24 protein-coding genes and 1 pseudogene are annotated in these 26309 nt (G+C 71.3%); 21 read left to right on the top strand and 4 right to left on the bottom strand.

All coding sequences use genetic code 11. From position 1 onward, the window contains the following. Positions 1-80 precede the first annotated feature (80 nt). The 10 genes from ACIQRL_RS13810 to ACIQRL_RS13765 all read left to right on the top strand — a co-directional run bounded on the left by ACIQRL_RS13810 (position 81) and on the right by ACIQRL_RS13765 (position 7881). The gene (locus ACIQRL_RS13810; RefSeq protein ID WP_401331159.1) at positions 81-1658 is read left to right on the top strand and encodes an SWIM zinc finger family protein; all 1578 of its coding nucleotides are present in this window, start codon (positions 81-83) and stop codon (positions 1656-1658) included. Between the two features lie 257 nt (positions 1659-1915). Continuing rightward, positions 1916-2296, top strand: a complete 381-nt coding sequence (locus ACIQRL_RS13805; RefSeq protein ID WP_401331157.1) for a hypothetical protein — start codon at positions 1916-1918, stop codon at positions 2294-2296. Continuing rightward, positions 2293-2475, top strand: coding sequence for a hypothetical protein (locus tag ACIQRL_RS13800; protein WP_401331155.1), 183 nt, complete (start codon positions 2293-2295; stop codon positions 2473-2475). The genes ACIQRL_RS13805 and ACIQRL_RS13800 overlap by 4 nt, the downstream gene beginning before the upstream one ends. 7 nt (positions 2476-2482) lie before the next feature. After that, positions 2483-2644, top strand: a complete 162-nt coding sequence (locus ACIQRL_RS13795; protein ID WP_401331153.1) for a hypothetical protein — start codon at positions 2483-2485, stop codon at positions 2642-2644. Positions 2645-2649: 5 nt separating this feature from the next. Further along, positions 2650-2889: a DUF6059 family protein gene (locus ACIQRL_RS13790; protein WP_401331151.1), complete on the top strand. Its 240-nt coding sequence runs from the start codon at positions 2650-2652 to the stop codon at positions 2887-2889. A gap of 121 nt (positions 2890-3010) precedes the next feature. Next, positions 3011-4306, top strand: a complete 1296-nt coding sequence (gene pcaC, locus ACIQRL_RS13785; RefSeq protein WP_401331149.1) for a 4-carboxymuconolactone decarboxylase — start codon at positions 3011-3013, stop codon at positions 4304-4306. 71 nt (positions 4307-4377) lie between these two features. Further along, the gene (locus ACIQRL_RS13780) at positions 4378-5013 is read left to right on the top strand and encodes an MBL fold metallo-hydrolase (protein WP_401331147.1); all 636 of its coding nucleotides are present in this window, start codon (positions 4378-4380) and stop codon (positions 5011-5013) included. Positions 5014-5121: 108 nt separating this feature from the next. Next, on the top strand, positions 5122-5901 hold the full coding sequence (locus tag ACIQRL_RS13775) for an exodeoxyribonuclease III (RefSeq protein WP_401331145.1): 780 nt from the start codon (positions 5122-5124) through the stop codon (positions 5899-5901). Positions 5902-6337: 436 nt separating this feature from the next. After that, positions 6338-6778, top strand: a complete 441-nt coding sequence (locus ACIQRL_RS13770; protein ID WP_401331143.1) for a DUF6278 family protein — start codon at positions 6338-6340, stop codon at positions 6776-6778. Between the two features lie 258 nt (positions 6779-7036). After that, positions 7037-7881, top strand: a protein-coding gene (locus ACIQRL_RS13765; protein WP_401331141.1) for an IS5 family transposase whose coding sequence is annotated in 2 segments (ribosomal slippage) — positions 7037-7397 and positions 7397-7881 — 846 coding nt in all. Because the reading frame shifts where the segments join, the coding sequence is not laid out codon by codon here. Here ACIQRL_RS13765 and ACIQRL_RS13760 read toward each other — a convergent pair. Continuing rightward, positions 7863-8315, bottom strand: a complete 453-nt coding sequence (locus ACIQRL_RS13760) for a DUF5959 family protein (RefSeq protein ID WP_401331139.1) — start codon at positions 8313-8315, stop codon at positions 7863-7865. The two genes, ACIQRL_RS13765 and ACIQRL_RS13760, sit on opposite strands and share 19 nt — an antisense overlap. A gap of 428 nt (positions 8316-8743) precedes the next feature. Here ACIQRL_RS13760 and ACIQRL_RS13755 point away from each other — a divergent pair. After that, positions 8744-8965: pseudogene (locus ACIQRL_RS13755) on the top strand (amino acid ABC transporter permease); the annotation flags it as partial. A 75-nt stretch (positions 8966-9040) separates the two neighbouring features. Here the strand turns inward: ACIQRL_RS13755 and ACIQRL_RS13750 are convergent. Both ACIQRL_RS13750 and ACIQRL_RS13745 read right to left on the bottom strand, forming a co-directional pair. After that, a complete protein-coding gene (locus ACIQRL_RS13750; RefSeq protein ID WP_401331137.1) occupies positions 9041-10615 on the bottom strand; it encodes an alpha/beta fold hydrolase in 1575 nt (524 codons plus the stop codon). Between the two features lie 172 nt (positions 10616-10787). Continuing rightward, positions 10788-11621, bottom strand: coding sequence for a hypothetical protein (locus ACIQRL_RS13745; protein WP_401331135.1), 834 nt, complete (start codon positions 11619-11621; stop codon positions 10788-10790). A 103-nt stretch (positions 11622-11724) separates the two neighbouring features. On the opposite strand from ACIQRL_RS13745, the gene ggt reads away from it, so the two are divergent. Then, positions 11725-13542 (top strand): gamma-glutamyltransferase, encoded by a 1818-nt coding sequence (ggt, locus tag ACIQRL_RS13740; RefSeq protein WP_401331133.1) that lies wholly within the window; start codon positions 11725-11727, stop codon positions 13540-13542. Positions 13543-13681: 139 nt separating this feature from the next. Here the strand turns inward: ggt and map are convergent, their stop codons facing one another. Beyond that, positions 13682-14449, bottom strand: coding sequence for a type I methionyl aminopeptidase (gene map / locus ACIQRL_RS13735; protein WP_401331131.1), 768 nt, complete (start codon positions 14447-14449; stop codon positions 13682-13684). A 32-nt stretch (positions 14450-14481) separates the two neighbouring features. On the opposite strand from map, the gene ACIQRL_RS13730 reads away from it, so the two are divergent. The 9 genes from ACIQRL_RS13730 to ACIQRL_RS13690 all read left to right on the top strand — a co-directional run bounded on the left by ACIQRL_RS13730 (position 14482) and on the right by ACIQRL_RS13690 (position 26290). Further along, positions 14482-14736, top strand: a complete 255-nt coding sequence (locus ACIQRL_RS13730) for a helix-turn-helix domain-containing protein (protein WP_401331129.1) — start codon at positions 14482-14484, stop codon at positions 14734-14736. A gap of 320 nt (positions 14737-15056) precedes the next feature. After that, complete coding sequence (locus tag ACIQRL_RS13725; RefSeq protein ID WP_401331127.1) at positions 15057-15992, top strand: HAD hydrolase family protein; 936 nt, start codon at positions 15057-15059, stop codon at positions 15990-15992. A gap of 592 nt (positions 15993-16584) precedes the next feature. Continuing rightward, positions 16585-18384, top strand: coding sequence for a hypothetical protein (locus tag ACIQRL_RS13720; protein ID WP_401331125.1), 1800 nt, complete (start codon positions 16585-16587; stop codon positions 18382-18384). 345 nt (positions 18385-18729) lie between these two features. After that, entirely contained in the window at positions 18730-19572 is an 843-nt protein-coding gene (locus ACIQRL_RS13715) for a nitrilase-related carbon-nitrogen hydrolase (RefSeq protein WP_401331123.1), read from the top strand. Next, complete coding sequence (locus ACIQRL_RS13710) at positions 19569-20852, top strand: aspartate aminotransferase family protein (protein WP_401331121.1); 1284 nt, start codon at positions 19569-19571, stop codon at positions 20850-20852. Before ACIQRL_RS13715 ends, ACIQRL_RS13710 begins: the two co-directional genes overlap by 4 nt. 153 nt (positions 20853-21005) lie before the next feature. Continuing rightward, the gene (locus ACIQRL_RS13705; protein ID WP_401331119.1) at positions 21006-22571 is read left to right on the top strand and encodes a PucR family transcriptional regulator; all 1566 of its coding nucleotides are present in this window, start codon (positions 21006-21008) and stop codon (positions 22569-22571) included. 237 nt (positions 22572-22808) lie between these two features. Further along, entirely contained in the window at positions 22809-23651 is an 843-nt protein-coding gene (locus ACIQRL_RS13700) for a nitrilase-related carbon-nitrogen hydrolase (RefSeq protein ID WP_351125899.1), read from the top strand. 196 nt (positions 23652-23847) lie between these two features. Next, positions 23848-25248, top strand: a complete 1401-nt coding sequence (gene hydA, locus ACIQRL_RS13695) for a dihydropyrimidinase (RefSeq protein WP_401331117.1) — start codon at positions 23848-23850, stop codon at positions 25246-25248. Positions 25249-25267: 19 nt separating this feature from the next. After that, positions 25268-26290, top strand: coding sequence for a TIGR03842 family LLM class F420-dependent oxidoreductase (locus ACIQRL_RS13690; protein WP_401331115.1), 1023 nt, complete (start codon positions 25268-25270; stop codon positions 26288-26290). Positions 26291-26309 lie beyond the last annotated feature (19 nt).

Below are 26309 nucleotides of genomic sequence, written 5' to 3'. Positions count from 1 at the left end.
GCAGGGGAGTCGGCCCGAGGAGGCGATCCGCGAGGACACCCTCCGTCGGCGCCGGGCGGCGCCGTGATTCGGTGCACCCGGTGAACACGGAACGGGCATCCCGGGAGCGGGAACTTCGCGAACTGCTCGCGACCGCCTTCCGGTTGCCTCCCGACGTGACGGACGACGACGGGCAGCCCTCCCATCCGGCCGACGACACCGGCGAGGCGGCTCGCGACCGCACCCATGACCAACTCGGCCACCCCGCGCACCCCGTGTCCGGGAGGGAGACGCCGACCGCCACCGAGCCGCACCCGTCGACCGGCCCCCTCGACCCGACCGGCACCCCTGGCGAGCGGGTGGTAGCCCCCGGCGAGCCGGTTACTCCCGGCCCCGTCGAGCGGCTCCCCCGGTCCATGGCATCTCCGGGCCGGGACGGCGAGTTGCGCCGTACGTTCCCCGCCTTCCCCGCGCGGGTTCGGGCGACCGGCGGGTTCGCGGAGACGTGGTGGGGCAACGCGTGGGTCACGGCGTTGGAGGAGGGTGCGCTGGACGCGGCCCGGCTGGCGCGCGGGCGGACGTATGCCGGGCAGGGATACGTCGACGCCATCACCGTCACTCCCGGTCTGGTGCTCGCGTATGTGCACGGGAGCCGGCCGCGCCCGTACCGCGTCCAGGTCAGGGTGCGGACGCTGTCCGACGACGACTGGGACCGCTTTCTCGACGCCGCCGCCGAGCGGCCCGGGCACATCGCCGCGCTGCTCGACAAGGAGATGCCCAAGTCGCTGGCGGACTGCGGGGTCGAGCTGCTTCCCGGCCCCGGCGGACTCGAACCGCACTGCAGCTGCCCCGACTTCGGGCACCCCTGCAAGCACGCGGCCGCGCTCTGCTACCAGCTCGCGCGGCTGCTGGACCAGGACCCGTTCGTCCTGTTCCTGGTGCGCGGCCGTGGCGAGCGCGAGCTGCTCGACGCGCTGTCCCGGCGCAACGCCGCCCGCGCGGCCCGCGCCGCCCAGGAGCGGGAACCGGCCCCGCTGCCCGGCGTACGCGCCCGCGACGCCCTCGCGCGACGCGTGCTGCCGCCCCTTCCCGCTCCGCTGCGGCCACCCGCGCATCCCGAGCAGCCGCCGACCTACCCGGGCGCGCCGGGCGGCCCCGACCCGTTCGCGCTGGACCAGTTGGCCACGGACGCGGCCGCCCGCGCGCACGCCCTGCTCACCTCGGGCCGTGATCCCGTGGCGGAACTGACGCTCTGGCAGGACGCGGTGCGTATCGCCGCGGCGCGCCCCGGATCGGGACTCACGGCCGGCACGCGTGCCCTCTACTCCTCGCTCGCCTCCGCGACCGGCCGTACCCCGGCCGATCTGGCGCGTGCGGTCGCGGCCTGGCGGCAGGGCGGGTTCGAGGCGCTCAGCGTGCTCGAAGAACCCTGGGACCCGCCGGCGGGCCGGTTCGACCGGGCCAGACCGCTGCTGATGGCCGCCGACTTCCCGGCCTTCCGTCCCTGGCGCAACCACCTCACCCACCCGCGCGGCCACGCCCAGCTCCGCCTGGGCCGCAACGGCCTGTGGTACGCCTACGAGTCCGAGCCGGATCACGAGGACTGGTGGCCCCGCGGCACCCCCGACCTCGACCCGGTCGGCGCGCTGACGGGCCTCGGCGCACCGGGCGAGTTCTGAGCGGACCCGTCGCCTGGCCCCGCTACGACCGGACTTCTCGCGCGCAGGACCGGACTTCCCGCGAACCGCCTGGCCGTGCCCGCGTGCCGCCGGCGCGGCCAGGGCGCCGCCCGTGCCACCCAGGAGCGGGAACCGGCCCCGCTGCCCGGCGTACGCGCCCGCGACGTCCTCGCGCGACGCCGTGCTGCCGCCCTCCCCGCTCCGCTGCCGAACCGGCCCGTCGCACCCCCTGCAGGGGTCCGACCACGACGCTCATCGTGGCCGACGAGCCCACCACGGTCCTGGACGTCACCGTCCAGGCGGAGATCCTGGAACTCCTGCACCGCTGCCGCACCGACTTCGGCACCGCCGTGCTTCTCATCACCCACAACATGGGCGTGGGCGCCGACCTCGCGGACTGGGTGGCGGTGATGAGCGAGGGCGAGGTGGTGGAACAGGCCCCGGTCCGCGAGTTGTTCGCGGCGCCGGCCATCCGTACACCCGCGAACTGCTCGCCGCCGTGCCCGCCTTCGGCACGGGCGGCCGTACGCCGGCGTCCACGGCACGGGACGAGCGGCCGGTCGTACGGGCTGCCGGGCTGGTCGTGGACTTCCCGGGGCGACTGGGGAGAAAGGGCTTCCGGGCGGTCGACGGCGTGAGCTTCGAGATCGGGCCGGCCGAGGTGCTGGGCAGTCCACAGGACGACTACACCCGGCGGCTCGTCGCCGCCCTGCCCGTCCCCGACCCGCTCCGGCAGGCCCGCCGCCGGGACCCGATCACCGACGTTCCCGGCACCCCCACGTCCGCCATGCTCTCGACGTCCTCGACGAAGGAGTGACCAGCGCATGACCGACGCCGTGTCCGACCTGGTCGAGCAGGTGCTGAGCGACCGCGGCTGGTGCGGGGCCGGCCTGGAAGCGCCGGCCGGCCGCAAGGTGCTGCGCATCCTGCGGGAGGCCGAACATCGTGCGCCCGAACCGCTCTGGCCGACGGCCCCACTGAGGTGAGACCGATGAGAAGCGCACGCCGATGGGCCGATGTGATCGCCCGATGGACCCCGGGCCTGCCGGCGGTCGCCTGCTTGCTGTCGGGGTGTCCGGTGCCCGGACCGTCCGTCCTCGGGGAGGAGGCGGAGCCGACGCCGGAGACGAGCGGCCGACCGCCGTCCGGTCACCCGGAGTGTCTCGCCGCGCACATCCCGCCGACGGACCTGGAGCGGGAGCTCTGGTCCGCCCTGAACCTCGGGGCGTGATGAACGCGGACGTGAAGCCGACCGCGGAGGATCTCTACGGCGTCACCACATTGTGGGACGACTTGCGCGGGATTCCGCCCCAATCAAGTGAGAAATTGTGTGATGTGAGAACGTGCAGGGCGTGAGTGAGACGCCGACGAACACCCTGCAATACCGCCTTGACGGGCGAGATGATGCCCCAGTCCTGATCTTGGGTCCCTCGCTCGGCACCACCTGGCACATGTGGGACAGGCAGGTCCCGGAGCTCTCGAAGAGCTGGCGGGTCTTCCGTTTCGACCTGCCGGGACACGGCGGCGCCCCCGCGTATCCGGCCGGATCGGTGGCCGAACTCGCCGGGCGGCTGCTCGCCACGCTCGACCGGCTCGGCATCCAGCGTTTCGGGTACGCGGGCTGCGCGTTCGGCGGCGCCCTCGGGATCGAGCTGGCGCTGCGGCGTCCGGAGCGCGTCGCCTCCCTCGCGCTGATCGCCGCCTCGCCCCGCTTCGGCACGGCCGACGAGTTCCGCCAGCGCGGAGTGATCGTGCGGTCGAACGGCCTCGACCCGATCGCCCGTACCTCGCCCGAACGCTGGTTCACGAGCGGTTTCGCCGCGGCCCAGCCCGCGATCACCGAGTGGGCCGTGCAGATGGTCCGCACCACCGACCCCGGCTGCTACATCGCGGCCTGCGAGGCGCTCGCCGCCTTCGACGTGCGGGACGAACTGGGCATGGTGGGTGTGCCCACCCTCGTCCTGGCCGGCTCCGACGACCAGGTCACCGGGCCGGCGGAGGCGCGCACCCTGGTCGCCGGGATACCGGACGCCCGCCTCGCGGTCGTCCCCGGTGCCTCGCACCTGGTTCCCGTGGAGCAGCCCGCCGCCGTCACGGACCTGCTCGTACGGCACTTCTCCGGGGCCTGGCAGCCCGCCTTCGACTCGACCACCGGCCGGCTGGCGATCCAGGCCGCGCCCGTGTTCCCCGTCCAGGACGCCCCGCCGCCGGTCGCGCCCTTCGCCGAGATCGCCCCGGCCCCCGAACGGCCCGAGACCACGGGACGGTCGGATCTCTTCGAGGTCGGGATCAAGGTGCGCCGGGAGGTGCTGGGGGACGCTCATGTCGACGGGGCGCTGGCCTCGGCGGACGAGTTCTCCGGCGAGTTCCAGGAGTTCATCACCCGCTACGCGTGGGGCGAGATCTGGGACCGGCCCGGACTCGACCGACGCGCACGCAGTTGTGTCACGCTCGGCGCCCTGGTCGCGGGCGGCCACCTCGACGAGCTGGCCGTCCACACCCGCGCCGCCCTGCGCAACGGTCTCACCCCGGTGGAGATCAAGGAGGTGCTGCTCCAGACGGCCGTGTACTGCGGTGTTCCGGCCGCCAACAGCGCTTTCAAGGTGGCGCAGCAGGTCATCCGGGAGGAGACCACACCCCAGGAGTGATCTTGAGCCTGGTAGTGGGAGCACCCCTCTGGGCAGCCCTCCCGGGCGCCGAGAAGGGGGAGGATGGACCCATGAAGCTCACGAAGAAGTCGCATGCCTGCATCCGACTCGAGAAGGACGGGCGTGTACTCGTCATCGACCCGGGGACCTTCACGGAGGAGGACGCGGCCGTCGGAGCGGACGCGATCCTGGTCACGCACGAGCACCTCGACCACTTCAACGAGGACCGCCTTCGGGCCGGCATGGAGGCCAACCCGGCGGCGGAGATCTGGACCCTCCGGTCGGTGGCGGAGCAGGTCTCCGCCGCCTTCCCCGGCCGGGTCCACACCGTCGGCCACGGTGACACGTTCACCGCCGCCGGTTTCGACGTCCAGGTGCACGGCGAACTGCACGCCGTGATCCACCCGGACATCCCGCGCATCACCAACGTCGGCTATCTCGTCGACGGCGGCCGCGTCTTCCACCCCGGCGACGCCCTCACGGTCCCCGACCAGCCGGTCGAGACGCTGATGCTCCCGGTGATGGCCCCGTGGAACAAGATCTCCGAGGTCATCGAGTACGTCCGCGAGGTCAAGCCGCAACGCGCGTACGACATCCACGACGCCCTGCTCACGGACCTCGCCCGGCCGATCTACGACCACCAGATCGGCTCTCTCGGCGGTTCCGAACACCTGCGGCTCACGCCGGGAGCGTCGGCGGAGGTCTGAGCCGGCCGTGCGTGAACCCGTGACGCTCCGCCCCGTCCCGGCTGCGAAGGGGCGGGCGGAGTGTCATCGGCGGGCCCGTTGTCGTACCCGCCCGGTAGGTTGTGAGGCATGCGCATCGCCACCTGGAACGTGAACTCGATCACCGCCCGTCTCCCGAGGCTGCTGGCCTGGCTGGAGAGCAGCGGCACGGACGTGCTGTGCCTCCAGGAGGCCAAGGTCGCCGCCGAGCAGTTCCCGGTCGAACCGCTGCGCGAGCTGGGCTACGAGTCGGCCGTGCACGCCACGGGACGGTGGAACGGCGTGGCGGTGATCTCCCGGGTCGGCCTGGAGGACGTGGTCAAGGGCCTGCCCGGCGACCCCGGGTACGAGGGTACGGAAGAGCCCCGGGCCGTCTCCGCGACCTGCGGCCCGGTCCGCGTCTGGTCGGTGTACGTGCCGAACGGCCGCGAGGTGGAGCACGCCCACTACGCGTACAAGCTCCAGTGGTTCGAGGCCCTGCGCGCCGCGGTGGCGGGCGACGCGGCGGGCAGCCGGCCGTTCGCGGTGCTCGGCGACTACAACGTGGCACCCACGGACGACGACGTCTACGACGTGGCCGCGTTCGAGGGCCTGACCCATGTCACTCCGGCCGAGCGTGCCGCGCTGGCGGCCCTGCGCGAGGAGGGTCTGACGGACGTGGTCCCGCGCCCCCTCAAGTACGAGCACCCGTACACGTACTGGGACTACCGCCAGCTCGCCTTCCCGAAGAACCGCGGCATGCGCATCGACCTCGTCTACGGCAACGAGGCGTTCTCGACGGCGGTCAAGGACGCGTACGTCGACCGCGAGGAACGCAAGGGCAAGGGCGCCTCGGACCACGCACCCGTCGTCGTGGACCTGGACGTCTAGGACCTGTCCTGGTTCCGCGTCCTCCACCGAGGCCGGCGTTGGAGCCTGAGCACGCCGGCGGTGGCGCTGTCGGCCGGCCGCGCCGGGTGGACGGCCGTCATGGCGCGCGCGGTCCGCTCCACCGACCGCAGCTCGTTCCCGTACGGCCAACTCCCCTTCCGCGAAGTGCCGTACGGTCGGACGGACGTCCTCGCGCGCCCTGCGAGCGAAGGTCAACAAGCCTTGGCGTCATGGCAGGTTGAACTCCATCGATGACGCGCATCCGGGATGAGGGTGCGCCTCGCCCGGTAGGGGAAGGATGAGGGTGAGGCCCGGGAGGCGGCCCGTCGGGCGTCACCATACGACTGTTTCCGTGATCAACTGCCGCAAGCTACATTTTGTTCACATGCCGGGAAGCGGAGCTTCGGCGATCGCGCACCCCACGGAGAGGCCGGTCATGAACATCCCCTTCTTGGACAAGTGGCTCAAGCGGCATCCGGCGCGGCAGGACGGGGCCCTCGCCGCCGCGTTCGAGGACGATCCCGCGGGCGTCGCCGAGCTGCTCTCGGAGTGCGAGCTGCTCCGCTCCCAGGCCGCGGCCGTGGGCATCGAACTGGATGACACTCCGGCCTCGTTGGTGGCGCTCGACCAGCTCCTGCCGCTGTGGCGCGACGACCCCGAGGCGCTGCCCTGGCTCGGCAACGACGCCGGTCTCTACCTCGGCACTGTCGTGGTGCGCACGGTGCCGGGTGCCGCCTGGCATGTCTGGCCCGGCGGCAGCCCGGCGGTGCGGCTCGCCTCGGGCCGCGAGATCCCGGTCGTCGAGGCCGGCCTCGACTGGGCCGTGCAGGGCGTCCCGGAGCTGTCCCAGATGTACTCCGAGGCCGCGGAGGCCTGAAGCAGGGGAAGCGGCATCCGGGGGAACGCCCGGAGCGGCGCGATCCGCCCGCTGTCCAGCCTCACATACGGTTGATCCCCCCGCGTGCGTGTCGCCCGTCTCGTGACGATGTGCGTGGATGGCTTGCGCTGACCGAACCGGCCGAGAGTGGGCAGGGCCGGAATGGCTGTCGATCCGTCGATCGAGCCGTACCGCGTCACACGTACTTAGAACTCCTAACGAAATGATCTTCTTGGTGGTTGGATCACTCCGGGACTGATGATCCGGGGGTGTGGGGTGGCTCGGCCGAAGCCGTGGGAAGTCGATGACGAGTTGTGGGCGGTGGTCGAGCCGCTGTTGCCCAAGGTTGAGCGTCGGGCCCGGCATCCGGGACGCAAGCGACATCCGAACCGGCTGGTGTTCCAGGGCATCCTGTTCGTGCTGCACACCGGCATCTCCTGGGAACACCTGCCGCAGGAACTCGGCTTCGGCTCGGGCATGACCTGCTGGCGCCGCCTGGCCGAGTGGACCGAGGCCGGGGTGTGGGCCCGGCTGCACGAGGTCCTCCTTGCCAAGCTCCGCGGCGCGGATGCCCTGGACTTCTCCCGTGCTGCGGTCGACGGCTCCCACATCCGCGCGTTAAAAGGGGCTCCAAGACGGGACGAAGTCCCGTTGACCGGGGCAGGACGGGCAGCAAACATCACCTGATCACTGACGCCGCCGGCGTCCCGCTCGCTGCCACCTTGACCGGCGGTAACCGCAACGATGTCACCCAGCTGATCCCGTTGCTCCAAGCCGTGCCACCGGTGCGCGGCAAGCGCGGCCGGCCCCGGCGCCGCCCGGACGTGGTGCTGGGCGACCGTGGCTACGACCACGACAAGTACCGCCGACTGGTCTGGGACCTCGGTGTGAAGCCGCTGATAGCCCGCCGCGGTACCGAGCACGGCTCCGGCCTGGGCACCCAACGCTGGGTCGTGGAACGCGCGTTCGCTCATCTGCACTGGTTCCGTCGCCTGCGGATCCGCTGGGAGATACGCGACGACATCCACGAAGCATTCCTCATCCTCGGATGCGCACTCATCTGCTGGCGCCGCCTGGCGTCAGTTCAGCGACGCCACTCGTAGACGCCCGGTGAGGACTCCAGGACCTCGCGCGGCCACTGCTCCAGCACCCGACCAAGCAGCATCCGCTGTTCGTCGAGCCAATCCTCTTTCAGCCCCATGGGCAGGAACACAGAGACGCATGAACTACCCAGATCCTCTACACGGACAGCGACAGTCTCATGTTCTTCGTTCCACGGCTGGATCCTGATCTCGGGGCTGTGGTCGTCATCCCGCCAGCAGATGTCCTGACCGGCAGCAAGCAGGTCCAGAGCACGGGACCAGTCCTCCAGATCGGAAGGAAACAGACACATGACCAGTCGACCGCTGACGAAGCTGCTCGTGACAAGCACCTCTGCATCGAGCTGGTCGTGAAGATGCAGCACACCCGGCGACCGACGCCCCAGCACACGCACCCGGAAGCTGTTGTCACCATCCGACAGACTGATCAGTTCCACCGTGCACCCTCCACTCTGCCCACCTGCATCTGTCAGGGCTCATGGTGCTGAACCAGATCTTCAGGCACAACAAGGTCGTCCAGCCTCATTCTGTTAGGAGTTCTTAGGGGAGCCGCATGTTCCGCGGGACGTCGACCTCACCGGCGCCGAGGGAGAGGTGGCCGTGATCCGCCCGTCCAGGGGCCTGTCCCCGAACGGATCCTCAACTGCCGGGTGAGGCAAGGGAATCGGTATCCGGATCAGTCGATCCGTCCGTGGACGGGTGAACGCGCACGTCTCGTCGGCGGCGAGGCCGGTCGGCCGTACGGCGACCGCGTCCCACGCGGGGCCGACGCGCCGGGCCCTGCCGCCCGGGTGCCGCCCCGCCCGTGCCCCTCCGGGCGGCAGTTCTCCTGGCGCTGGGGGCGCGGCCAGGTCCCGCGCCCTTCACGTATCAAGACTTCCTCGGCGCTGGGAAGCTGATCGCACCGATCCTCGACTACGATTTGCCGTTCATCCCCGTGGTGACGGTGATCGCGCCGATCTGCATCGGGATGGGTGTGCTGTTCTTCCGGTTCGCCTCGTGGGTGTTCCGGTGGGAGCGGCGCAGTCCCGAGACCGAGGCCGTGGACGTGGCTCCGGCCGAACCAGGGACGCTGCTGCCGGGTGGGGTACCCCCCACAGCCCCGACACTGCAGGGGGAGCAGCAGCTCACAGGGCCAGGCCCGGCCGGCGGCAGCCGGAGATCACTGCTCGCGCAGGGGCACCGACACATACGACGGGTCGTGCTCCGGCGAGGAGAAGGTCAGCTGCGCGCCGGACGGGTTGTGCTCGATGTAGAGCGGGTCGACCGTGTCGACGACCAGGGCGAGACGATGCCCCGCCGGGACGTCGTAGGCCGTGGAGAACAGGTCCAGGTCCACGCCGAACGGCTCGCCGGGCGTCTGCCCGTGGAAGGTGTACGGCGCGTTGCTGACCAGCTTGCCGAGGCCGAACGGGCCCACGTCGTAGAGGTACGCGACGAGGGTGCCGCTCTCCTTGGTGCCGGTCACCGTGGTGTGCAGCCTGACGGTGCCGCGTACGCGCTGGGTGCTCGCGTACCGCTCCGACTGCCACACCGCGGCCCAGTAGCGCGGCAGCAGCGGGATCGCGGCCATCGGCGGAATCCGCGTGAGCTGGTCGAGGATGCTGGACAGGAAGATGACCCCGCCGTCCGCGCCCGAGTCGACGTTGGTGTGGATCGTGGTGGTGCCCTCGAGGGCGATCTTCCGCGTGGTCGCGCCGATCGACTTCCAGTCCGGGTAGCCCTCGTAGCCGTCCGTGGAACGGGACTTGATCCGCACCGGCTGTTCGCGGTCGACGCCGTTGTCCTTGCCCGCCAGATAGTGGTCGAACCAGCGGCCGGTGTCGGTCCACACGTCGTTGGGGAGTCCGAACAGGCCGGTGATCTCGGGGGTGGCGTGGTCGCCGGGGCGGAGCTCCAGCCGCTTGGGCCCGGTCAGCTCCCCGTAGAACTTCGCGTACTGGTTGGGCGAGAAGACCGTGTCGCCCCAGGCGTTGGCCATGAAGACGGCGGCGCCGTTCTTGTTGAGCTGATCGACGTAGGTCTCGGGAGAACGTTTCTTCCCCCAGTCGATCAGATCCTGCTCCTTCGAGAGGTTCGAGGCGAAGAAGTCCTTGAACACCTGCTGGGTCTCGGCGCTGGGACGGCCGGTGATGTGGCCGACGCCGTCCAGCAGGGCCGCCGCCTGGACGTGTTCGGTACGGCCGGAGTAGATCGACGCGGTCAGGTCGGCCCAGCCGCTCAGGGCCGCTACCGCCTTGATGCGCTGGTCGTGCGCGGCGGCGAGCAGGCTGATCCCGGCACCGTACGAGACGCCCGCCACGCCGATCTTCCGCGCGTCGGCCGGGGTGTTGGCGAGTGCCCAGTCGATCACCTTGGACACGTCGGCGGTGTCGCGGGGGCCGGCGACGTCGATCTCCCCGCCCGACTGCCAGAAGCCGCGGACGTTGTAACTGACCACCACATACCCGGAGTTCGCGAGCTTCTGGGCCTGTGCCAGATATTCGACCTGCGGCAGGCCCCAGCTCGTGGGCAGAACGATGAGCGGGTAGCCGCGGGTGCCGTCGGCTCCCGCGGGGATGACGACGTTGGCCTTGAGCGTCGTGCCGCCGTCACCGGAGATGTCGACGAAGCGGACGGCGCTCGGGCTGCCGGCGGCCTGGGCGGCAGGCGCCAGGCCCAGGCCCGCCGCGGCGATCAGCGTCGCGGAGACGGCGCCGACGGCGGATGTGCGCAGGGGGTTGCGACCGTTTCCCAACGGGTCACTCCTCACATGGTCAGTGCAAAGTGACCCGACGGTAACCTTGGCGCCTTACTTGAAGTAACCCGTCGGTAAGTTACGTGCGAGTAACGATTGTTGAAGTGTTCATTTCGATCAGCCGGGACCCTGCCGGGGGGTGTCCGCGCGGACTGCCGGAGCGTCGGGCGGGTCAGGCGTCCTGCGAGTCGGGCGTCGTGCGCCGGCGTGACCGAGCCGTGGCCGGTGTCGTCGAGGACGCCGCGCCCTTTTTGGCGCCCGCTGCCGTCTCCGGCTCCGGGGGAGTCGGCAGCGGCGTCTGGGCGGCGCGGGTGACGTCCGCGACGACCTCGACGACATCGGGGCCGTACGCCTGGGAGTTCACGACCTTCAGGAGCAGGGCGAAGCTGTTGCCGCCGTGCTTGCGGGCGAGGCGCGTGTGGTTGCGGGCGAGATAGCGGGTCGCCGCCTGGTTGGTGATGGCGCGCTGGCCGCAGAACAGGAAGACCGGTCTCACGTCACGGCTCTGGCCCGCGGTGAGCCGGGCGAGGATCACGTATTCGGCCTTGCCCGGTTCCAGGCGGTAGTGCTCGGTGCCGATCTGGAAGGCGCCCCGGTCGGGCCCCGGTTCGGAGTCGACGTTGACGTGGACGCCGGGCAGCAGGGAGTGCAGATGCGCGGCCATGCGCCGGTTCGAGGCCGGCCCGCCCACGCAGAACTCCGTCCGCTCGCCGAATCCCTGCTGGGTCGCGTCGTGCGCGATGACCTGGGCGTGCGCGCCGCAGTCCTTGATCAGCGCGGACAGTTCGAGGAGTGCGAACACGTCGTGGCGCATCACCGTGAGCTCGGGGCCGCCCGCCTCGCGGTTCACCACCAGCAGCGACTCGGAGTTGTCGGGCAGCCCGAAGAACGCCTGCTTGCGGCGGAGCTTGCGCCTCCACAGATAGGTACGGGCGAGCCAGCCGAGCGCGGCACTGATGCCGGCCGCCAGGACGCCGAGAACGATGTTGCGCACGTCGTCAGTCATGTGCGCGCATGCTAGCGGGCTCACGGAACCGTGTTCGAGGGGGCCTGACGCGGGCATGGCAGTGCAGTTACGCTGCGCAGACGGCTGTTGACTGGAGGTACGGATGCGACGCCCTCTTGCGAGGAATCTGACGGTCCTGGCGGTTTCGGCCGCGACGGTGTTAGTGGGTGCGGCGGCGCCGGCAGGGGCGCCGGCGGCGGGCACGGCCGTGAGGCCGTCCGTCGCGAAGGTGCCCGTCGCGGTCGGCTACGGAGGCGCCGTGGCGAGCGTCGACGCGGACGCCTCCGCCGCCGGCATCGAGGTGCTGAGGAAAGGGGGCAACGCCGTCGACGCGGCCGTCGCCACGGCCGCGGCCCTCGGTGTCACCGAGCCCTACTCGTCCGGCATCGGCGGGGGCGGCTACTTCGTCTACTACGACGCCAAGTCCCGTACGGTGCATACGATCGACGGACGTGAGACGGCCCCCCTGACCGCCGACTCCGGACTGTTCCTGGAGAACGGCAAACCGCTCGCCTTCGCGGACGCCGTCACCAGCGGGCTGAGCGTGGGCACGCCGGGCACGCCCGCCACCTGGCAGACCGCCCTGGACACCTGGGGCAGCAGACGCCTGGGCACCGTCCTGGAGCCCGCCGAGCGCATCGCCCGCGCGGGGTTCACGGTCGACGCGACCTTCCGCTCGCAGACCGAGCTGAACCAGGACCGCTTCAAGGACTTCCCCGCCACCGCGAAGCTCTTCCTGCCCGGCGGCTCGCTGCCGGTCGTCGGATCGACGTTCAGGAATCCCGAACTGGCTCGTACGTACAAGGAGTTGGGCAGGAAGGGGATGGGCGCCGTCTATCACGGCGACCTCGGCCGGGAGATCGTCCACACCGTCGACGAGCCGCCCGTGGACCCGGCGTCCGGCTACAACGCCCGCCCCGGCAAGCTGTCCCTGAAGGATCTCGCGGCGTACGGGGCGAAGCGTCAGGCGCCCACCAGGACTTCGTACCGCGGTCTGAACGTCTACTCCATCGCTCCCTCCTCCTCCGGCGGCACCACCGTCGGCGAGGCGCTCAACATCCTGGAGAAGACGGACCTTTCGAAGGCGAGCGAGACGCAGTACCTGCACCACTACATCGAGGCGAGCCGGATCGCCTTCGCGGACCGGGGCCGCTGGGTGGGCGACCCGGCCTTCGAGGACGTACCCACCAAGGGCCTGCTCTCGCAGAAGTACGCGGACGGCCGTGCCTGCCTCATCAAGGACGACGCGGTGCTGACGAGCCCGCTCGCTCCGGGCGACCCGAGCCGTCCCGCCGCCTGCGCCACCGCCGGGACCGCCGCCCCGACGACGTACGAGGGCGAGAACACGACGCATCTGACGGTGGCCGACAAGTGGGGCAACGTCGTCGCCTACACGCTGACCATCGAACAGACCGGCGGCAGCGGCATCACCGTGCCGGGACGCGGTTTCCTCCTCAACAACGAGCTGACGGACTTCTCCTTCACCCCGGCCAACCCGGCCGTGCACGACCCCAACCTGCCGGGTCCCGGCAAGCGCCCGCGCTCGTCGATCTCGCCGACCATCGTGCTCGACCGGAACAACAGGCCCGTCGTGGCACTCGGTTCGCCGGGCGGCGCGAGCATCATCACAACCGTGCTGCAGACACTGACCGAGTTCGTCGACCGAGGCCTGCCGCTGGTCGACGCGATCGCCGCACCGCGCGCGAGCCAGCGCAACGCCGCCCAGACCGAGCTCGAACCCGGTCTGTACGACAGCCCGTTGAGGGCGCGGCTCGAAGGCATCGGCCACTCCTTCAAGGTGAACCCGGAGATCGGCGCGGCAACGGGCGTCCAGCGCCTGGCGAACGGCAGGTGGCTGGCCGCGGCGGAGAAGGTCCGGCGGGGCGGAGGATCGGCCATGGTCGTGCGGCCCACGCCGTAGCGGTCGGGCCGCGGGGCAGGAGCGCCCTTCTGCCCCGCGGCGGTCGACACCCGACGGTCGGCGCGCCATCCGACGCCCTAACGGTTCGGAGCGCAGTCCGACGCCGGAACGGTCGGCGCGCCGTCCGACGCCCGAACGGTCAGCGCGCCGTCAGGATGCGGGGGCCCGAGTCCGTGATGGCCACGGTGTGCTCCGCGTGGGCCGCTCGGGAGCCGTCGTTGGTCCGCAGTGTCCATCCGTCGGGTGCCTCGTGATAGCCGTCCGTGCCGCCGCCGATGAGCATCGGCTCGATGGCCAGGACCATCCCGTGCCGCAGGCGCAGTCCGCGGCCGGGACGGCCCTCGTTCGGGACGGGCGGGTCCTCGTGCATGTGGCGGCCCACGCCGTGCCCGCCGAAGCCCTCCGGGATCCCGTACCCCGCCGCACGGCACACCGTGCCGACGGCGTGCGCGATGTCCCCGATGCGGTTGCCGACGACGGCCGCCTCGATACCCGCGGCCAGGGCACGCTCGGCGGTCTGCACGAGCCGTACGTCCTCGGCGCGCGGCCTGCCGACGATGAAGCTGATCGCCGAGTCGCCCACCCAGCCGCCCAGTTCGGCGCCGAAGTCGATGGAGACCAGGTCGCCGTCGCGCAGCCGGTGCTTCGTCGGGATGCCGTGCACGATCGCCTCGTTCACGGAGGCGCAGATGACCGCGGGGAAGGGCGTGGGAGCGAAGGAGGGGCGATAGCCGAGGAAAGGCGACTTCGCGCCCGCGTCGCGCAGGACCTGGTGCGCCACCTCGTCCAGCTCCAGCAAGGAGACGCCCACGTCGGCGGCCTCCCGTACCGCCGTGAGCGCCTTGCCCACGACCTGGCCGGCCGCGTGCATCTCGTCGATCGATGTGTCCGTCTTCAGTTCCACCATGCCAATTACTATACCGGTATTAGAATGGGCCCATGGTCCGAAACCCCTTGACCCCCGAAGAGCGCGAACGCGGCGAGCGGCTCGGCCGGTTGCTGCGGGAGGCCCGTGCGGGGCGCAGCATGACGGATATCGCGGGGGTGGCCGGGATCTCCGCGGAGACGTTGCGCAAGATCGAGACCGGGCGGGCACCCACGCCGGCCTTCTTCACGGTCGCGGCGCTGGCGCGGGCCCTCGGACTCTCGATGGACGACCTTGTCGTGCGGTGCGCCCTGGTGCCGATGGTCTGACGGCCGCATCGGTTGCGCCAGCCGGCCGGTCCTGTCGACCGGCCGATTCCCGCCCATCGGCGGAGGGTCCCGGTCGGCCGCCCCCGCCCGGCGCTCGGTCGTGCCTGCCGGGCCCCTGGGTCGTGCCTGCCGGGCCCTCGGTCGTGCCTGCCGAGGGTGGTCGTGCCTGGTCCGGGGCGGTTCGGTCGATGCGGGACGGGGGTGCCGGCCCGGGTTCGAGCGTCCCGTGTCGGGTGCCCGCGCTCGCGCGTGATCAAGAGATTGTTGAATTCATGGAATATTCCCTTGTCGTCTACGCGCGTAGTCATTAACCTCCGGCCATGTCGAACACCAACGCCCGCTCCGGCGTGGCGACTTCGCAGGAGCCGCCGCCCGGCGAGGCGCGGCCTTCCATCCGTACGGAAACCACGGCCGGGCGCGGACGCCGCGCACGTACGGTCGTGCGGCTCGTCTGCACCGACCTCGACGGCACCCTGCTCGACTCGGCCGGCGCCATCCGCGAACGCACCCTGAGCACCCTCGCGGAGGCGGCGCGGGCCGGGGTGGCCGTGGTGGGGGTGACCGGCCGGCCGCCCCGGGACACCCTGGACCTTGCCCGGCGCTACGGCCTCACGGGGCCCATCGTGTGCGGCAACGGCGCGGTGACCGTCGATGTCGTGTCGGGGCGGCTGCTGGACTGCCGGGGCTTCGGTTCCGGCGACGCGGCGGGGATCCTGCGCGCGGCGCGGGACGCGGTGCCCGGGATCGCGGTGGGGGTCGACTCCGTGTCCGGGCTCCGGCTGGACACGGATTTCGTCCGGCTGGTGCCGAACCTCTGGCGCCACACGGTGGTGGAGCGCGCGTCCGCAGCGGTGGACTCGGACCCGGTGGTCAAGATCCTCGTCGCCCACCCGATGCTGCTCGTGGACGAACTGGCCGCCGTGCTCGCCTCGGTCATCGGTGACCGCGCGGTCATCACACGGTCCACCGGAGCGTTCCTGGAACTGTCCGCCCCCGGTGTCGACAAGGGGGAGGCGCTACGGCTGCTCGCCGAGCGGCGCGGACTCGCGCCGGAACACACCGCCGCCGTCGGTGACATGCCCAACGACATCCCCATGCTGCACGCGGCCGGGCTCGCCGCAGCCGTCGCCAACGCCCACGAGGACACCCTGCGCGCCGCCGACATCGTGCTGCCCAGCAACGACGACGAAGGCGTCGCCGCCCTCATTCGGCTCGTCCTGCCCCGCGTGGCCGCGGGGGAGGCGCGTCGCATCTGAGGCCGCCGGAACGTCCCCCGCTCCGGCGGGGGACGGGGCGGCTGCCGGGCGGGCGCGAAGGCCCGCGCCCACCGTGGGCCGGGCCGCTTCCGGGTGCGGGTCTACGGGGCCGGGCCTGCGGGTCCGGGCCCGCGGTCCGGGTGTCGGCCGGAGCGGCGGTCTTGGTGCGGGCTGGGCATCGGCCCTCCGCGCGGGTGGGTATCGGCCCCCACCCCGCGTGTGTCGGCGTTGGCCCTCCGTGAGTGCCGGGCATCGGCGCTTCGCGTGTGCCGGCATCGGGGCTCCGCGCGTACCGGCATCGGTGCTCCGGGTGTGCCAGGCGGTAGCGCTCCGCGCGTGCCGGGCGGCGGTGGCCCTCCGCGCGCCCCGGGCGCCGGTCCGCGCGTGGTGGGTGCGGCAGGCCCCGTCGTCTGCGGCCGATGGGGGAGGCGTGCGGGGTCTCCCGGCGTTCGGCAAGTCCGAACGGCAGTACGGCGAGGTGTCCATCGCCGGCGGCACCGCGTCCGTGCCGAAAACTCCCCGTAGTCGATCCGTAACACGGTTGGTGTTTTCTATCGGGTCGGAGTACTCACGTCGGGCGGGGAGTTGGGCCATGGCTGTAGAACAACTCCCGGGACAGGTACTGGAGTTCGCGCGGTACCTGAACGGGCTGGTGAAGCGGCTCGACCGGGGCGGCGGCTGGTGCGGGGTCTTCTGGCAACGCGACCCCGACGGTATGCGGGCGTGCCTTGAAGGCTCGGAAGTACCGCCCTGGGACGTCGTGGAGGCGCTCCTCCAGGACGTCTTCGCGGAGTACGGGGAGCGAGCCCACGCCCAGGAGACCGGACGGGCCCGCGCCCTGCACAACGCCTCGCTGGCCGCGTACGACACCCGTCCGGGCGGCCGGGACGCCCTCGGCGACCGCTTGGACGTCATGCTCCGCGAACAGCGCTACGCCGCCGAACGCCAGGCCGAACTGGCCAGGCTGCTTCCCTCGGCGGCCTCCCGGGAAGAGGCCGAGGGGATCCGCCTGGACCTCGCCTGGGCTCAGGACGATCACGAACGCGCCAGAGCCCGCTGCACCGAACTGCGCCACCGCATGGACAACGTCGACCGTCACGCCCTGCGCACCCGCGCGCAGGGCGCGTTGAGCTTTCCGGCCCCGGCCGCCGAAGACGGCGCCTGGACGCGGCAGCCGGAGAACTGGGCGGACCCGTCCGAAGAGGAACTGTCCGAAGGGGGCCGCTCCGAAAGGGACCGCTTCGAAAGGGGCCCGTCCGGCACGGGAGATGCCCGGCGCGGCGCGGAGGAGGACACGCCCAGCGTGCGCCCCCGCGCATATTTGGGCGCACGAGCGGGTACGTACGACCCCGCCGCGAGCCCTGTCGCCCCCGGCCCCGCCCCCGATGCCGGACAATCCCCTGGTGTCGGACAGGCCCCCGGTCCCGGATCGAGCCCCGACCCCCGCCCGAACGTCCCCGAGCGGACGATCCCCGAGCGGACGGGGCCCTGGTCCCCTCCGGCGAGCCCCGCGCCCGCCGTCGACGCGGAGCCCGGCTCCCCGCCCGCGGACCTCGCGCCGGGCGCCGAGCGGGCGTACGGCCAAGGCACCCCGTCGGGCGCGACGGGCGACGGCACGACCCCGCCCGGCCCCGACACGCAGCCGAAGAGACGCTCGAAGCGTCGCCCCCGGGGCAGCGCCCGCTTCGCCGGGATGACGGAGCCGGACGTGACGCCCGCGTCCGTGCACGAGACCGCACCGATACTGCCCGCACCGCCCGCGCAGGGCAGGCGTACGCCCCGCGGCGCACGCTTCGCGGGGGCCGCCGAGGAACCCGCGCGCCCGCGGACGGAGACGGGGACGGGGGCGGAGCCGCCGGACGCGGACGCGCGCCGGCTCACCGCGCAGACCGTCGCCACGCTCACCCGGCTGCGGAGCGAGGGCCGCAGCGGTGAGGCACACGCCCTGCTCGTCGAAGCGGCGTACTGGCCCCCGGCACGCTTCCCGCTGCTCGCCGCCGAACTCCACCGCGCCGGCCTCGACGCCGACTGGGCCACGCTGCTCTGGGAGGCGGCCTCACTGCCAGCCGACCGGCTGGTCGCCGCGGCCGACGCGCTCGACGCCGCCGGCCGTACCGAAGACGGCCGGCAGATGCTGCGCCAGGGTGTCACCCGGCCCGCACCCGAGATCGGGGCCGCCGTACTCGGCCTCGCCGACGAGGGCCGCGGACGCGAGATCGGCGCGCTCCTCGACGCGTACGTCCGCGTACGCACTCCGGAGGAGGCCGCCCGCAGCGCCGAGTCGGACCCGCAGCGCCTCGTACCGCTCCTCCTGCAGGCGGCCCGGAGCGTGTCCGACGAATGTCAGTGGGACCTGGTCCACGCCCTGCGCGTCGCCGGTTTCACGGCGTGACCGCCCGCGCGGCGAGGCGGTCACGCCATCCCGGCCGGTCACGTCACCCCGGCCGACCCTGCGCGCGGACGGTGGTGCTCCCGGACGGCGGTGGGTGTCTGCGGAGGGCGGCGCGCGTGGGCGGCCGCGCGCGGGCGCGTGCCGCCCTCCGCCGGTCCTCCGATCGGCCGCACCGGCCGGTCACACCGGCCACGTCACTCACCCGTGGGGGTCAGAAACGTGATCGACTCAGCGGGTTAACGACGATGGTCTTGGCAAGGCTGTCCGGGGGGCTTACTTTCGAGCCTCTACAGCCTTTGTCTACGGGCGTAGAGGCTCTCTGACGTCCCGTCGAAGGAGCAGCTCATGGCCAACGTCGTACGTGCCGCCCTGGTCCAGGCCACCTGGACCGGCGACACCGCATCCATGGTCGCCAAGCACGAGGAACACGCACGCGAGGCGGCCCGGCAGGGTGCCAAGGTCATCGGATTCCAGGAAGTCTTCAACGCCCCCTACTTCTGCCAGGTCCAGGAGCCGGAGCACTACGGCTGGGCGGAGCCGGTCCCCGACGGGCCCACCGTCACCCGAATGAAGGAGCTCGCGCGCGAGACCGGCATGGTGATCGTCGTCCCCGTGTTCGAGATCGAGCAGTCCGGCTTCTACTACAACACCGCGGCCGTGATCGACGCCGACGGCACCTACCTCGGCAAGTACCGCAAGCACCACATCCCGCAGGTGAAGGGCTTCTGGGAGAAGTACTACTTCAAGCCCGGCAACCTCGGCTGGCCCGTCTTCGACACGGCCGTCGGCCGGATCGGCGTCTACATCTGCTACGACCGGCACTTCCCCGAAGGCTGGCGGCAACTCGGCCTGAACGGCGCCCAGCTCGTGTACAACCCGTCCGCCACCTCCCGCGGTCTCTCCGCCCACCTCTGGCAGCTCGAACAGCCCGCGGCGGCCGTCGCCAACGAGTACTTCATCGCCGCGATCAACCGGGTCGGGCAGGAGGAGTACGGCGACAACGACTTCTACGGGACCTCGTACTTCGTCGACCCGCGCGGACAGTTCGTCGGCGAGACGGCGAGCGACAAGGCCGAGGAACTCGTCGTCCGCGAACTGGACTTCGACCTCATCGAGGAAGTACGTCAGCAGTGGGCGTTCTACCGCGACCGGCGCCCCGACGCCTACGAGGGGCTGGTGCAGCCATGACCGACCTGTACGCCCGCCACCAGGCCGTCCTGCCCGACTGGCTCGCGCTCTACTACGCGGACCCGATCGAGATCACCCACGGCGAAGGCCGCCACGTCTGGGACGCCGAGGGCAACAAGTACCTCGACTTCTTCGGCGGCATCCTCACCACGATGACCGCTCACGCCCTGCCCGAGGTGACGAAGGCGGTCAGCGAGCAGGCCGGCCGGATCATCCACTCCTCGACGCTCTACCTCAACCGGCCGATGGTCGAACTCGCCGAGCGCGTGGCCCACTTGTCCGGCATCCCGGACGCCCGTGTCTTCTTCACCACGTCCGGCACCGAGGCCAATGACACGGCCCTGCTGCTCGCCACCGCATACCGGCGGAGCAACCAGATCCTGGCCATGCGCAACAGCTACCACGGCCGGTCGTTCAGCGCGGTCGGGATCACCGGCAATCAGGGCTGGTCACCCACCTCCCTGTCACCGCTCCAGACGCTGTACGTGCACGGCGGAGTCCGCACCCGCGGCCCCTACGCCGACCTCGGCGACGCCGCGTTCATCGACGCCTGTGTCGAGGACCTCAGGGACCTGCTCGGCCATGTGCGCCCGCCCGCCGCGCTGATCGCCGAACCCGTCCAGGGCGTCGGCGGCTTCACCGCACCGCCCGACGGCCTGTACGCGGCCTTCCGCGACGTCCTCCAGGAGTACGGGATCCTCTGGATCTCCGACGAGGTGCAGACCGGCTGGGGCCGCACCGGCGAGCACTTCTGGGGCTGGCAGGCCCACGCCGCCTCCGGCCCGCCCGACATGCTGACCTTCGCCAAGGGCATCGGCAACGGCATGTCCATCGGCGGCGTCGTCGCCCGCGCCGAGATCATGAACTGCCTCGACTCCAACTCCATCTCCACCTTCGGCGGTTCACCCGTCACGATGGCGGCGGGGCTCGCGAACCTCACCTACCTCCTCGAACACGACCTCCAGGGCAACGCCCGGCGCGTCGGCGGCCTGCTCATCGAACGGCTCCGCGCGGTCGCCGCGCAGTTCGACGGTGTACGCGAGGTACGCGGGCGCGGACTGATGATCGGCATCGAGCTCGTCCAGCCCGGCACCGACCGGGCGAACCCCGAAGGGGCCGCGGCCGTACTCGAAGCGGCCCGCGAGGAAGGCCTGTTGATCGGCAAGGGCGGCGGTCACAACACCAGCGTGCTGCGCATCGCACCGCCGCTGTCCCTCACCGTCGCGGAGGCGGAGGAGGGCGCGGCGATCCTGGAACACGCCCTGAGGCGGGCCCAGTAACGGATTTTGAGCACGGGCGGGTGAGCCGAAGAGGCGGACGGTGTCGAGGACCGGGCGCGCGAAGACTCGAAGGATCGGGTACGCGCCCGATCACCGGCACCGGCCGCAGCGAACCGGAGGCGAACCGAGCCACAGAAAAAGGGGAACGCCGCCATGACCACCGCCTTGGAACCCGCCCTGTCGGTACGCCAGGTCCTCGCCCTGGACCGGGTGCTCGCCGGAGAGCCCGAGGTGGTGGCGGGCGCCGGCCACCTCGACCGGTCCGTCCGCTGGGTGCACGTCGCCGAGGCCGCCGACGTGGGCGTCATGCTCAGCGGCGGCGAAATGGTCCTGACCACAGGGGTGTTGCTCGCGGGTGACCCCGACGCCCAGTCCGAGTACATCCGCTCGCTGCACCGCGCCGAGGCCGCCGCGGTCGTCCTCGGACTCGGCCGGGCCTTTCCCACGCCCCCGGACGTGATGCGCCGGGCCGCCGAACGCTGCGGACTGCCGATGGTGGTCCTCCACCGGCCCTTCCCCTTCGCCGAGTTGACGGAAGAGGTGCAGTCCAGGCTGGTGCGGAGCAAGTTCGCCGCCGTGAGCCTCTCCGAGGCCGTACGCACCGCGCTCACCGGACTCATCACCACCGGGGCCCCGCTCCAGCGGATGCTCGACGAGATCGCCGTGCACGCCGCCTGCCCCGTCGTCGTCACCAACCTCGCCCACCGCGTCCTCGCCACCGCCGGTGAACGCTCCGCCGTCGACGACGTGTTGCGCGACTGGGACCGCATCGCCCGGCAGGCGGGCGGCAGCGAGGGCGACGGATGGATCCGTGCCGAACTGGGCGGACGGGGGGAGAGATGGGGCCGCATCGTGCTGTGCGGCCACCGGGGCGACGCGGCGACCGGGCGGCTGCTCGCCGACCGTGCCGCCGAGGCACTGGTCCTGCACCGCATGCTCGGCGGCTCCGCCCACACCTGGGAGGAGGAGTCCGCGCAGGGCCTGCTGACCGACCTGGCGAGCGGTGTCGTACCGGCCCGCCAACTCCTGCCGCGCGCGCGGGCCGCCGGACTGCCCGTCAACCGGCGCACCTTCGTCCCGCTGGTGGTCCGCAACGGCGATCCCGCCCAACTCGACCGGGTGCTGAGGCTGCTGAGGCTGCTGGGGCTGCCGGGGCTCGTCGCCGAACTGTCCGACGGAGCCACCGCCCTGCTGCTCAGCCTCGCCCGGGACCAGGACGCGGACGCCCTGGCCGCGCACTTCGCCCTCCGGCTGCGGCACGAGACCGGTGTGCCCACCACCGTGGCCGCCGCCGGACCCCGTACCGCCTGGGACGACGTCCCCGCCGGACTGCGGGAGGCCCTGCACGTCGCCGAGGCCGCCGCCGACACACCCGCCGACCAGGACCGGCCCGCGCTGGTGCGGCTGCGTGACGTCCATCTGCGCGGTCTCGTCCGGCTGCTCCGGGACGACCCGCACGTCCAGTCGTTCGCGGAACGGGAGTTGGACGGGCTGCTCTCGGGGCCGCAGACCGACCCACGGCTCCTGCCCGTCCTGCGGACCTACCTTGCCACCGGCCGCAACAAGTCGCGCACCGCCCAACTCCATCACGTCAGCCGGCCCGCGCTCTACCGCCGTCTGGAGGTCATACAGGCGCGCCTCGGCGTCGACCTCGACGACTTCGAACAGGCCGCCTCCGTCCACATCGCCCTGCTCGCGCACGACGCACAACAACGGTGAAGCTCCATGCGCCACCACGGTGAAGGTGTCTGCGGGGCAAAGGGAATCCAGGCGCCCGACAACGGCGAGAGCCCGACGGGCAACAGCGGTGAAACACACGACGACTCAGACGAAACACGGAAGGACGCGGAGGTGACACCGTGGAACGGCACAGCACTTCGGACGTGACACGGTGCAACTCAAAGACCGGGTCCGGGATTCCTAAGCTCCTCGCACACCGAGCGACCGGAGGTCCCGATGAGCAGAGTGATCCGCGCCGCCGTCTTCCAGACCGCATGGACCGGCGACAAGGAATCGATGATCCAGGTCCACGAGCAGGCGGCCCGCGACGCGGCCGCGCAGGGCGCACAGGTCCTGTGCTTCCAGGAGCTGTTCTACGGACCCTACTTCTGCCAGGTCCAGGACAAGGAGTTCTACGCGTACGCCGAGCAGATCCCCGAAGGCCCGATCGTCCGGCGCTTCCAGGCGCTGGCGAAGGAACTGGGCCTCGTCCTCGTGCTGCCGATGTACGAGGAGGAACAGCCGGGCGTCCTGTACAACACCGCGGCCGTGATCGACGCGGACGGCTCCTACCTGGGCAAGTACCGCAAGACCCACATTCCCCAAGTCCCCGGATTCTGGGAGAAGTTCTACTTCCGGCCCGGAAACTCCGGCTGGCCCGTCTTCGACACGGCCGTCGGCCGGATCGGCGTCTACATCTGCTACGACCGGCACTTCCCGGAAGGCTGGCGGGCCCTCGGCCTCGCGGGTGCCGAGATCGTCTTCAACCCCTCGGCCACCTCACGCGGCCTGTCCGGCTACCTCTGGCAGCTGGAGCAGCCGGCCGCGGCCGTCGCCAACGAGTACTTCGTGGGCGCGATCAACCGCGTGGGCGTCGAGGAGTACGGCGACAACGACTTCTACGGGACCTCGTACTTCGTGGACCCCGAAGCGCAGTTCGTCGGGGAGGTGGCGAGCGACAAGGAGACCGAACTCGTCGTCCGCGACCTGGACATGGCCAAACTCCGCGAGGTCCGCGACCGGTGGCAGTTCTACCGCGACCGCGCCCCGGGGACCTACGGTCCGCTGACCGCGCCCTAGGGACGTTCCGTGCCGCGGGCCCGGACCGGCTCCGGGCGCCGGACGGCGGCGCCCGGAGCCACCCGCGGCACGGCGGTCCCTACGGTCCCGCTCGCGAACCGCCTCACGAGCCCTCCCGCCGGGAAACAGCGCCGGCCTCAGCCCCTGACAGCCCCGCACCCCCCTCAGCGCACGCACGACCGGAAGGAGAGGCAGCATGAGCCGTACCGTCATCCGGGGTGGTCTCGTCATCACCGCGTCCGACGAGATCCACGCCGACGTCCTGATCGAGGACGGCCGGATCGCCGCCCTCGCCGCGACGGGCACGACCGCGGCCGAGTCGTGGACGGCCGAGCGGACCATCGACGCCACCGGCAAGTACGTCATCCCAGGCGGCGTCGACGCCCACACCCACATGGAACTGCCCTTCGGCGGCACCTTCGCCTCCGACACCTTCGAGACCGGCACCCGGGCCGCCGCCTGGGGCGGCACCACCACCATCATCGACTTCGCCGTCCAGAGCGTCGGCCACTCCCTGCGCGAAGGCCTCGACGCCTGGAACGCCAAGGCCGACGGCCAGTGCGCCATCGACTACGCCTTCCACATGATCGTCTCCGACGTCAACCAGGAGACGCTCAAGGAGATGGACCTGCTGGTCGAGGAGGGCGTCACCTCCTTCAAGCAGTTCATGGCCTACCCCGGCGTCTTCTACAGCGACGACGGCCAGATCCTGCGCGCCATGCAGCGCTCCGCCGAGAACGGCGGCCTCATCATGATGCACGCCGAGAACGGCATCGCGATCGACGTGCTCGTCGAACAGGCGCTGGCCCGCGGTGAGACCGACCCGCGCTACCACGGAGAGGTGCGCAAGGCGCTCCTGGAGGCCGAGGCCACCCACCGCGCCATCAAGCTCGCCCAGGTCGCCGGCGCCCCGCTCTACGTCGTGCACGTCTCCGCCACCGAAGCCGTCGCCGAGATCGCCCGTGCACGCGACGAGGGCCTGAACGTCTTCGGCGAGACCTGCCCCCAGTACCTGTTCCTGTCGACCGACAACCTCGCGGAACCGGACTTCGAGGGCGCGAAGTACGTGTGCAGTACGCCCCTCCGACCCAAGGAGCACCAGGCGGCCCTGTGGCGCGGCCTGCGCACCAACGACCTCCAGGTCGTGTCGACGGACCACTGCCCGTTCTGCTTCACCGGCCAGAAGGAGCTCGGCCGCGGCGACTTCTCGAAGATCCCCAACGGCCTCCCCGGCGTCGAGAACCGCATGGACCTGCTCCATCAGGCCGTCGTCGACGGACACATCTCGCGCCGCCGCTGGATCGAGATCGCCTGCGCCACCCCGGCCCGGATGTTCGGCCTGTATCCGAAGAAAGGCACCATCGCACCCGGCGCCGACGCCGACGTCGTCATCTACGACCCGCACGCCGAGCAGATCATGTCGGTCGAGACCCACCACATGAACGTCGACTACTCGGCGTACGAGGGCAAGCGCGTCACCGGACGGGTCGAGACCGTGCTCTCACGGGGCGAACCGGTCATCACCGAGCGGGAGTTCACCGGACGCGCGGGCCACGGCGTCTACACCCCCCGATCCACCTGTCAGTACCTTCTCTGAGCGACCAGGAGTGGCGCCAATGGACTTCGGACTCGTCCTGCAGACAGACCCCCCGGCCTCCCGTGTCATCGAGCTGATGAAGCGGGCCGAGGCCAACGGCTTCACGTACGGCTGGACCTTCGACTCGGCCGTGCTCTGGCAGGAACCCTTTGTGATCTACAGTCAGATTCTCGCCAACACCGAGAAACTGACGGTCGGCCCGATGGTCACCAACCCGGGCACCCGCACCTGGGAGGTCACCGCCTCCACGTTCGCGACGCTCAACGACATGTACGGCAACCGCACGGTGTGCGGCATCGGGCGCGGCGACTCGGCGATGCGCGTCGCCGGACGCAAGCCCAACACGCTCGCCCGGATAAGCGGTGCGATGAAGGTCATCCGCGCCCTCGGCCGCGGCGACGAGGCCGACCTCGGCGGCACCGTCATCAAATTCCCGTGGGTCAGGCCGGGTGCCGAACTGCCCGTCTGGATGGCGGCGTACGGCCCGAAGGCCCTCAAGATGACCGGCGAGGAGGCCGACGGCTTCATCCTCCAGCTCGCCGACCTCTACCTCACCGAATACATGGTCAAGGCCGTGAAGGACGCGGCGGCCGAGGCCGGGCGCGACCCCGCCGAGGTGAAGATCTGCGTGGCCGCGCCCGCGTACGTCACCGAGGACGACTCGCCGGAGGCGCTCGCCCATGCCCGCGAGCAGTGCCGGTGGTTCGGCGGCATGGTCGGCAACCACGTCGCCGACCTGGTCTCCAAGTACGGCGAGCACTCGGCGGCCGTGCCCGACGAACTCACCGAATACATCAAGGCCCGTGAGGGCTACGACTACTCCCACCACGGCCGGGCCGACAACCCCGACACGGCGTTCGTGCCCGACGAGATCGTCGACCGGTTCTGCCTGATCGGCACGCCCGAGCGGCACATCGAGAAGCTGAACGCGCTGCGCGAGCTGGGCGTCGACCAGTTCGCGGTCTACGACATGCACGACGCCCAGGAGGCCACCATCGACGCGTACGGAACGCGGGTCATCCCCGGCATCAACGGGCAGTAACCGAAGGTCAACCCCTCGT

It is taken from the genome of Streptomyces sp. NPDC091209 (genome assembly GCF_044757755.1).
Taxonomy (GTDB): Bacteria; Actinomycetota; Actinomycetes; order Streptomycetales; family Streptomycetaceae; genus Streptomyces.
This window is presented reverse-complemented; position numbering and strand designations above follow the sequence as displayed.

What these genes read in the sequence shown, in the direction of transcription:
- ACIQRL_RS13795 (WP_401331153.1), top strand. Translation starts at nt 2,483, where the DNA reads ATGACCGACGCCGTGTCCGACCTGGTCGAGCAGGTGCTGAGCGACCGC.
- ACIQRL_RS13790 (WP_401331151.1), top strand. Translation starts at nt 2,650, where the DNA reads ATGAGAAGCGCACGCCGATGGGCCGATGTGATCGCCCGATGGACCCCG.
- ACIQRL_RS13780 (WP_401331147.1), top strand. Translation starts at nt 4,378, where the DNA reads ATGAAGCTCACGAAGAAGTCGCATGCCTGCATCCGACTCGAGAAGGAC.
- ACIQRL_RS13775 (WP_401331145.1), top strand. Translation starts at nt 5,122, where the DNA reads ATGCGCATCGCCACCTGGAACGTGAACTCGATCACCGCCCGTCTCCCG.
- ACIQRL_RS13770 (WP_401331143.1), top strand. Translation starts at nt 6,338, where the DNA reads ATGAACATCCCCTTCTTGGACAAGTGGCTCAAGCGGCATCCGGCGCGG.
- ACIQRL_RS13745 (WP_401331135.1), bottom strand. Translation starts at nt 11,621, where the DNA reads ATGACTGACGACGTGCGCAACATCGTTCTCGGCGTCCTGGCGGCCGGC.
- ggt (WP_401331133.1), top strand. Translation starts at nt 11,725, where the DNA reads ATGCGACGCCCTCTTGCGAGGAATCTGACGGTCCTGGCGGTTTCGGCC.
- map (WP_401331131.1), bottom strand. Translation starts at nt 14,449, where the DNA reads ATGGTGGAACTGAAGACGGACACATCGATCGACGAGATGCACGCGGCC.
- ACIQRL_RS13730 (WP_401331129.1), top strand. Translation starts at nt 14,482, where the DNA reads ATGGTCCGAAACCCCTTGACCCCCGAAGAGCGCGAACGCGGCGAGCGG.
- ACIQRL_RS13725 (WP_401331127.1), top strand. Translation starts at nt 15,057, where the DNA reads ATGTCGAACACCAACGCCCGCTCCGGCGTGGCGACTTCGCAGGAGCCG.
- ACIQRL_RS13720 (WP_401331125.1), top strand. Translation starts at nt 16,585, where the DNA reads ATGGCTGTAGAACAACTCCCGGGACAGGTACTGGAGTTCGCGCGGTAC.
- ACIQRL_RS13715 (WP_401331123.1), top strand. Translation starts at nt 18,730, where the DNA reads ATGGCCAACGTCGTACGTGCCGCCCTGGTCCAGGCCACCTGGACCGGC.
- ACIQRL_RS13710 (WP_401331121.1), top strand. Translation starts at nt 19,569, where the DNA reads ATGACCGACCTGTACGCCCGCCACCAGGCCGTCCTGCCCGACTGGCTC.
- ACIQRL_RS13705 (WP_401331119.1), top strand. Translation starts at nt 21,006, where the DNA reads ATGACCACCGCCTTGGAACCCGCCCTGTCGGTACGCCAGGTCCTCGCC.
- ACIQRL_RS13700 (WP_351125899.1), top strand. Translation starts at nt 22,809, where the DNA reads ATGAGCAGAGTGATCCGCGCCGCCGTCTTCCAGACCGCATGGACCGGC.
- hydA (WP_401331117.1), top strand. Translation starts at nt 23,848, where the DNA reads ATGAGCCGTACCGTCATCCGGGGTGGTCTCGTCATCACCGCGTCCGAC.
- ACIQRL_RS13690 (WP_401331115.1), top strand. Translation starts at nt 25,268, where the DNA reads ATGGACTTCGGACTCGTCCTGCAGACAGACCCCCCGGCCTCCCGTGTC.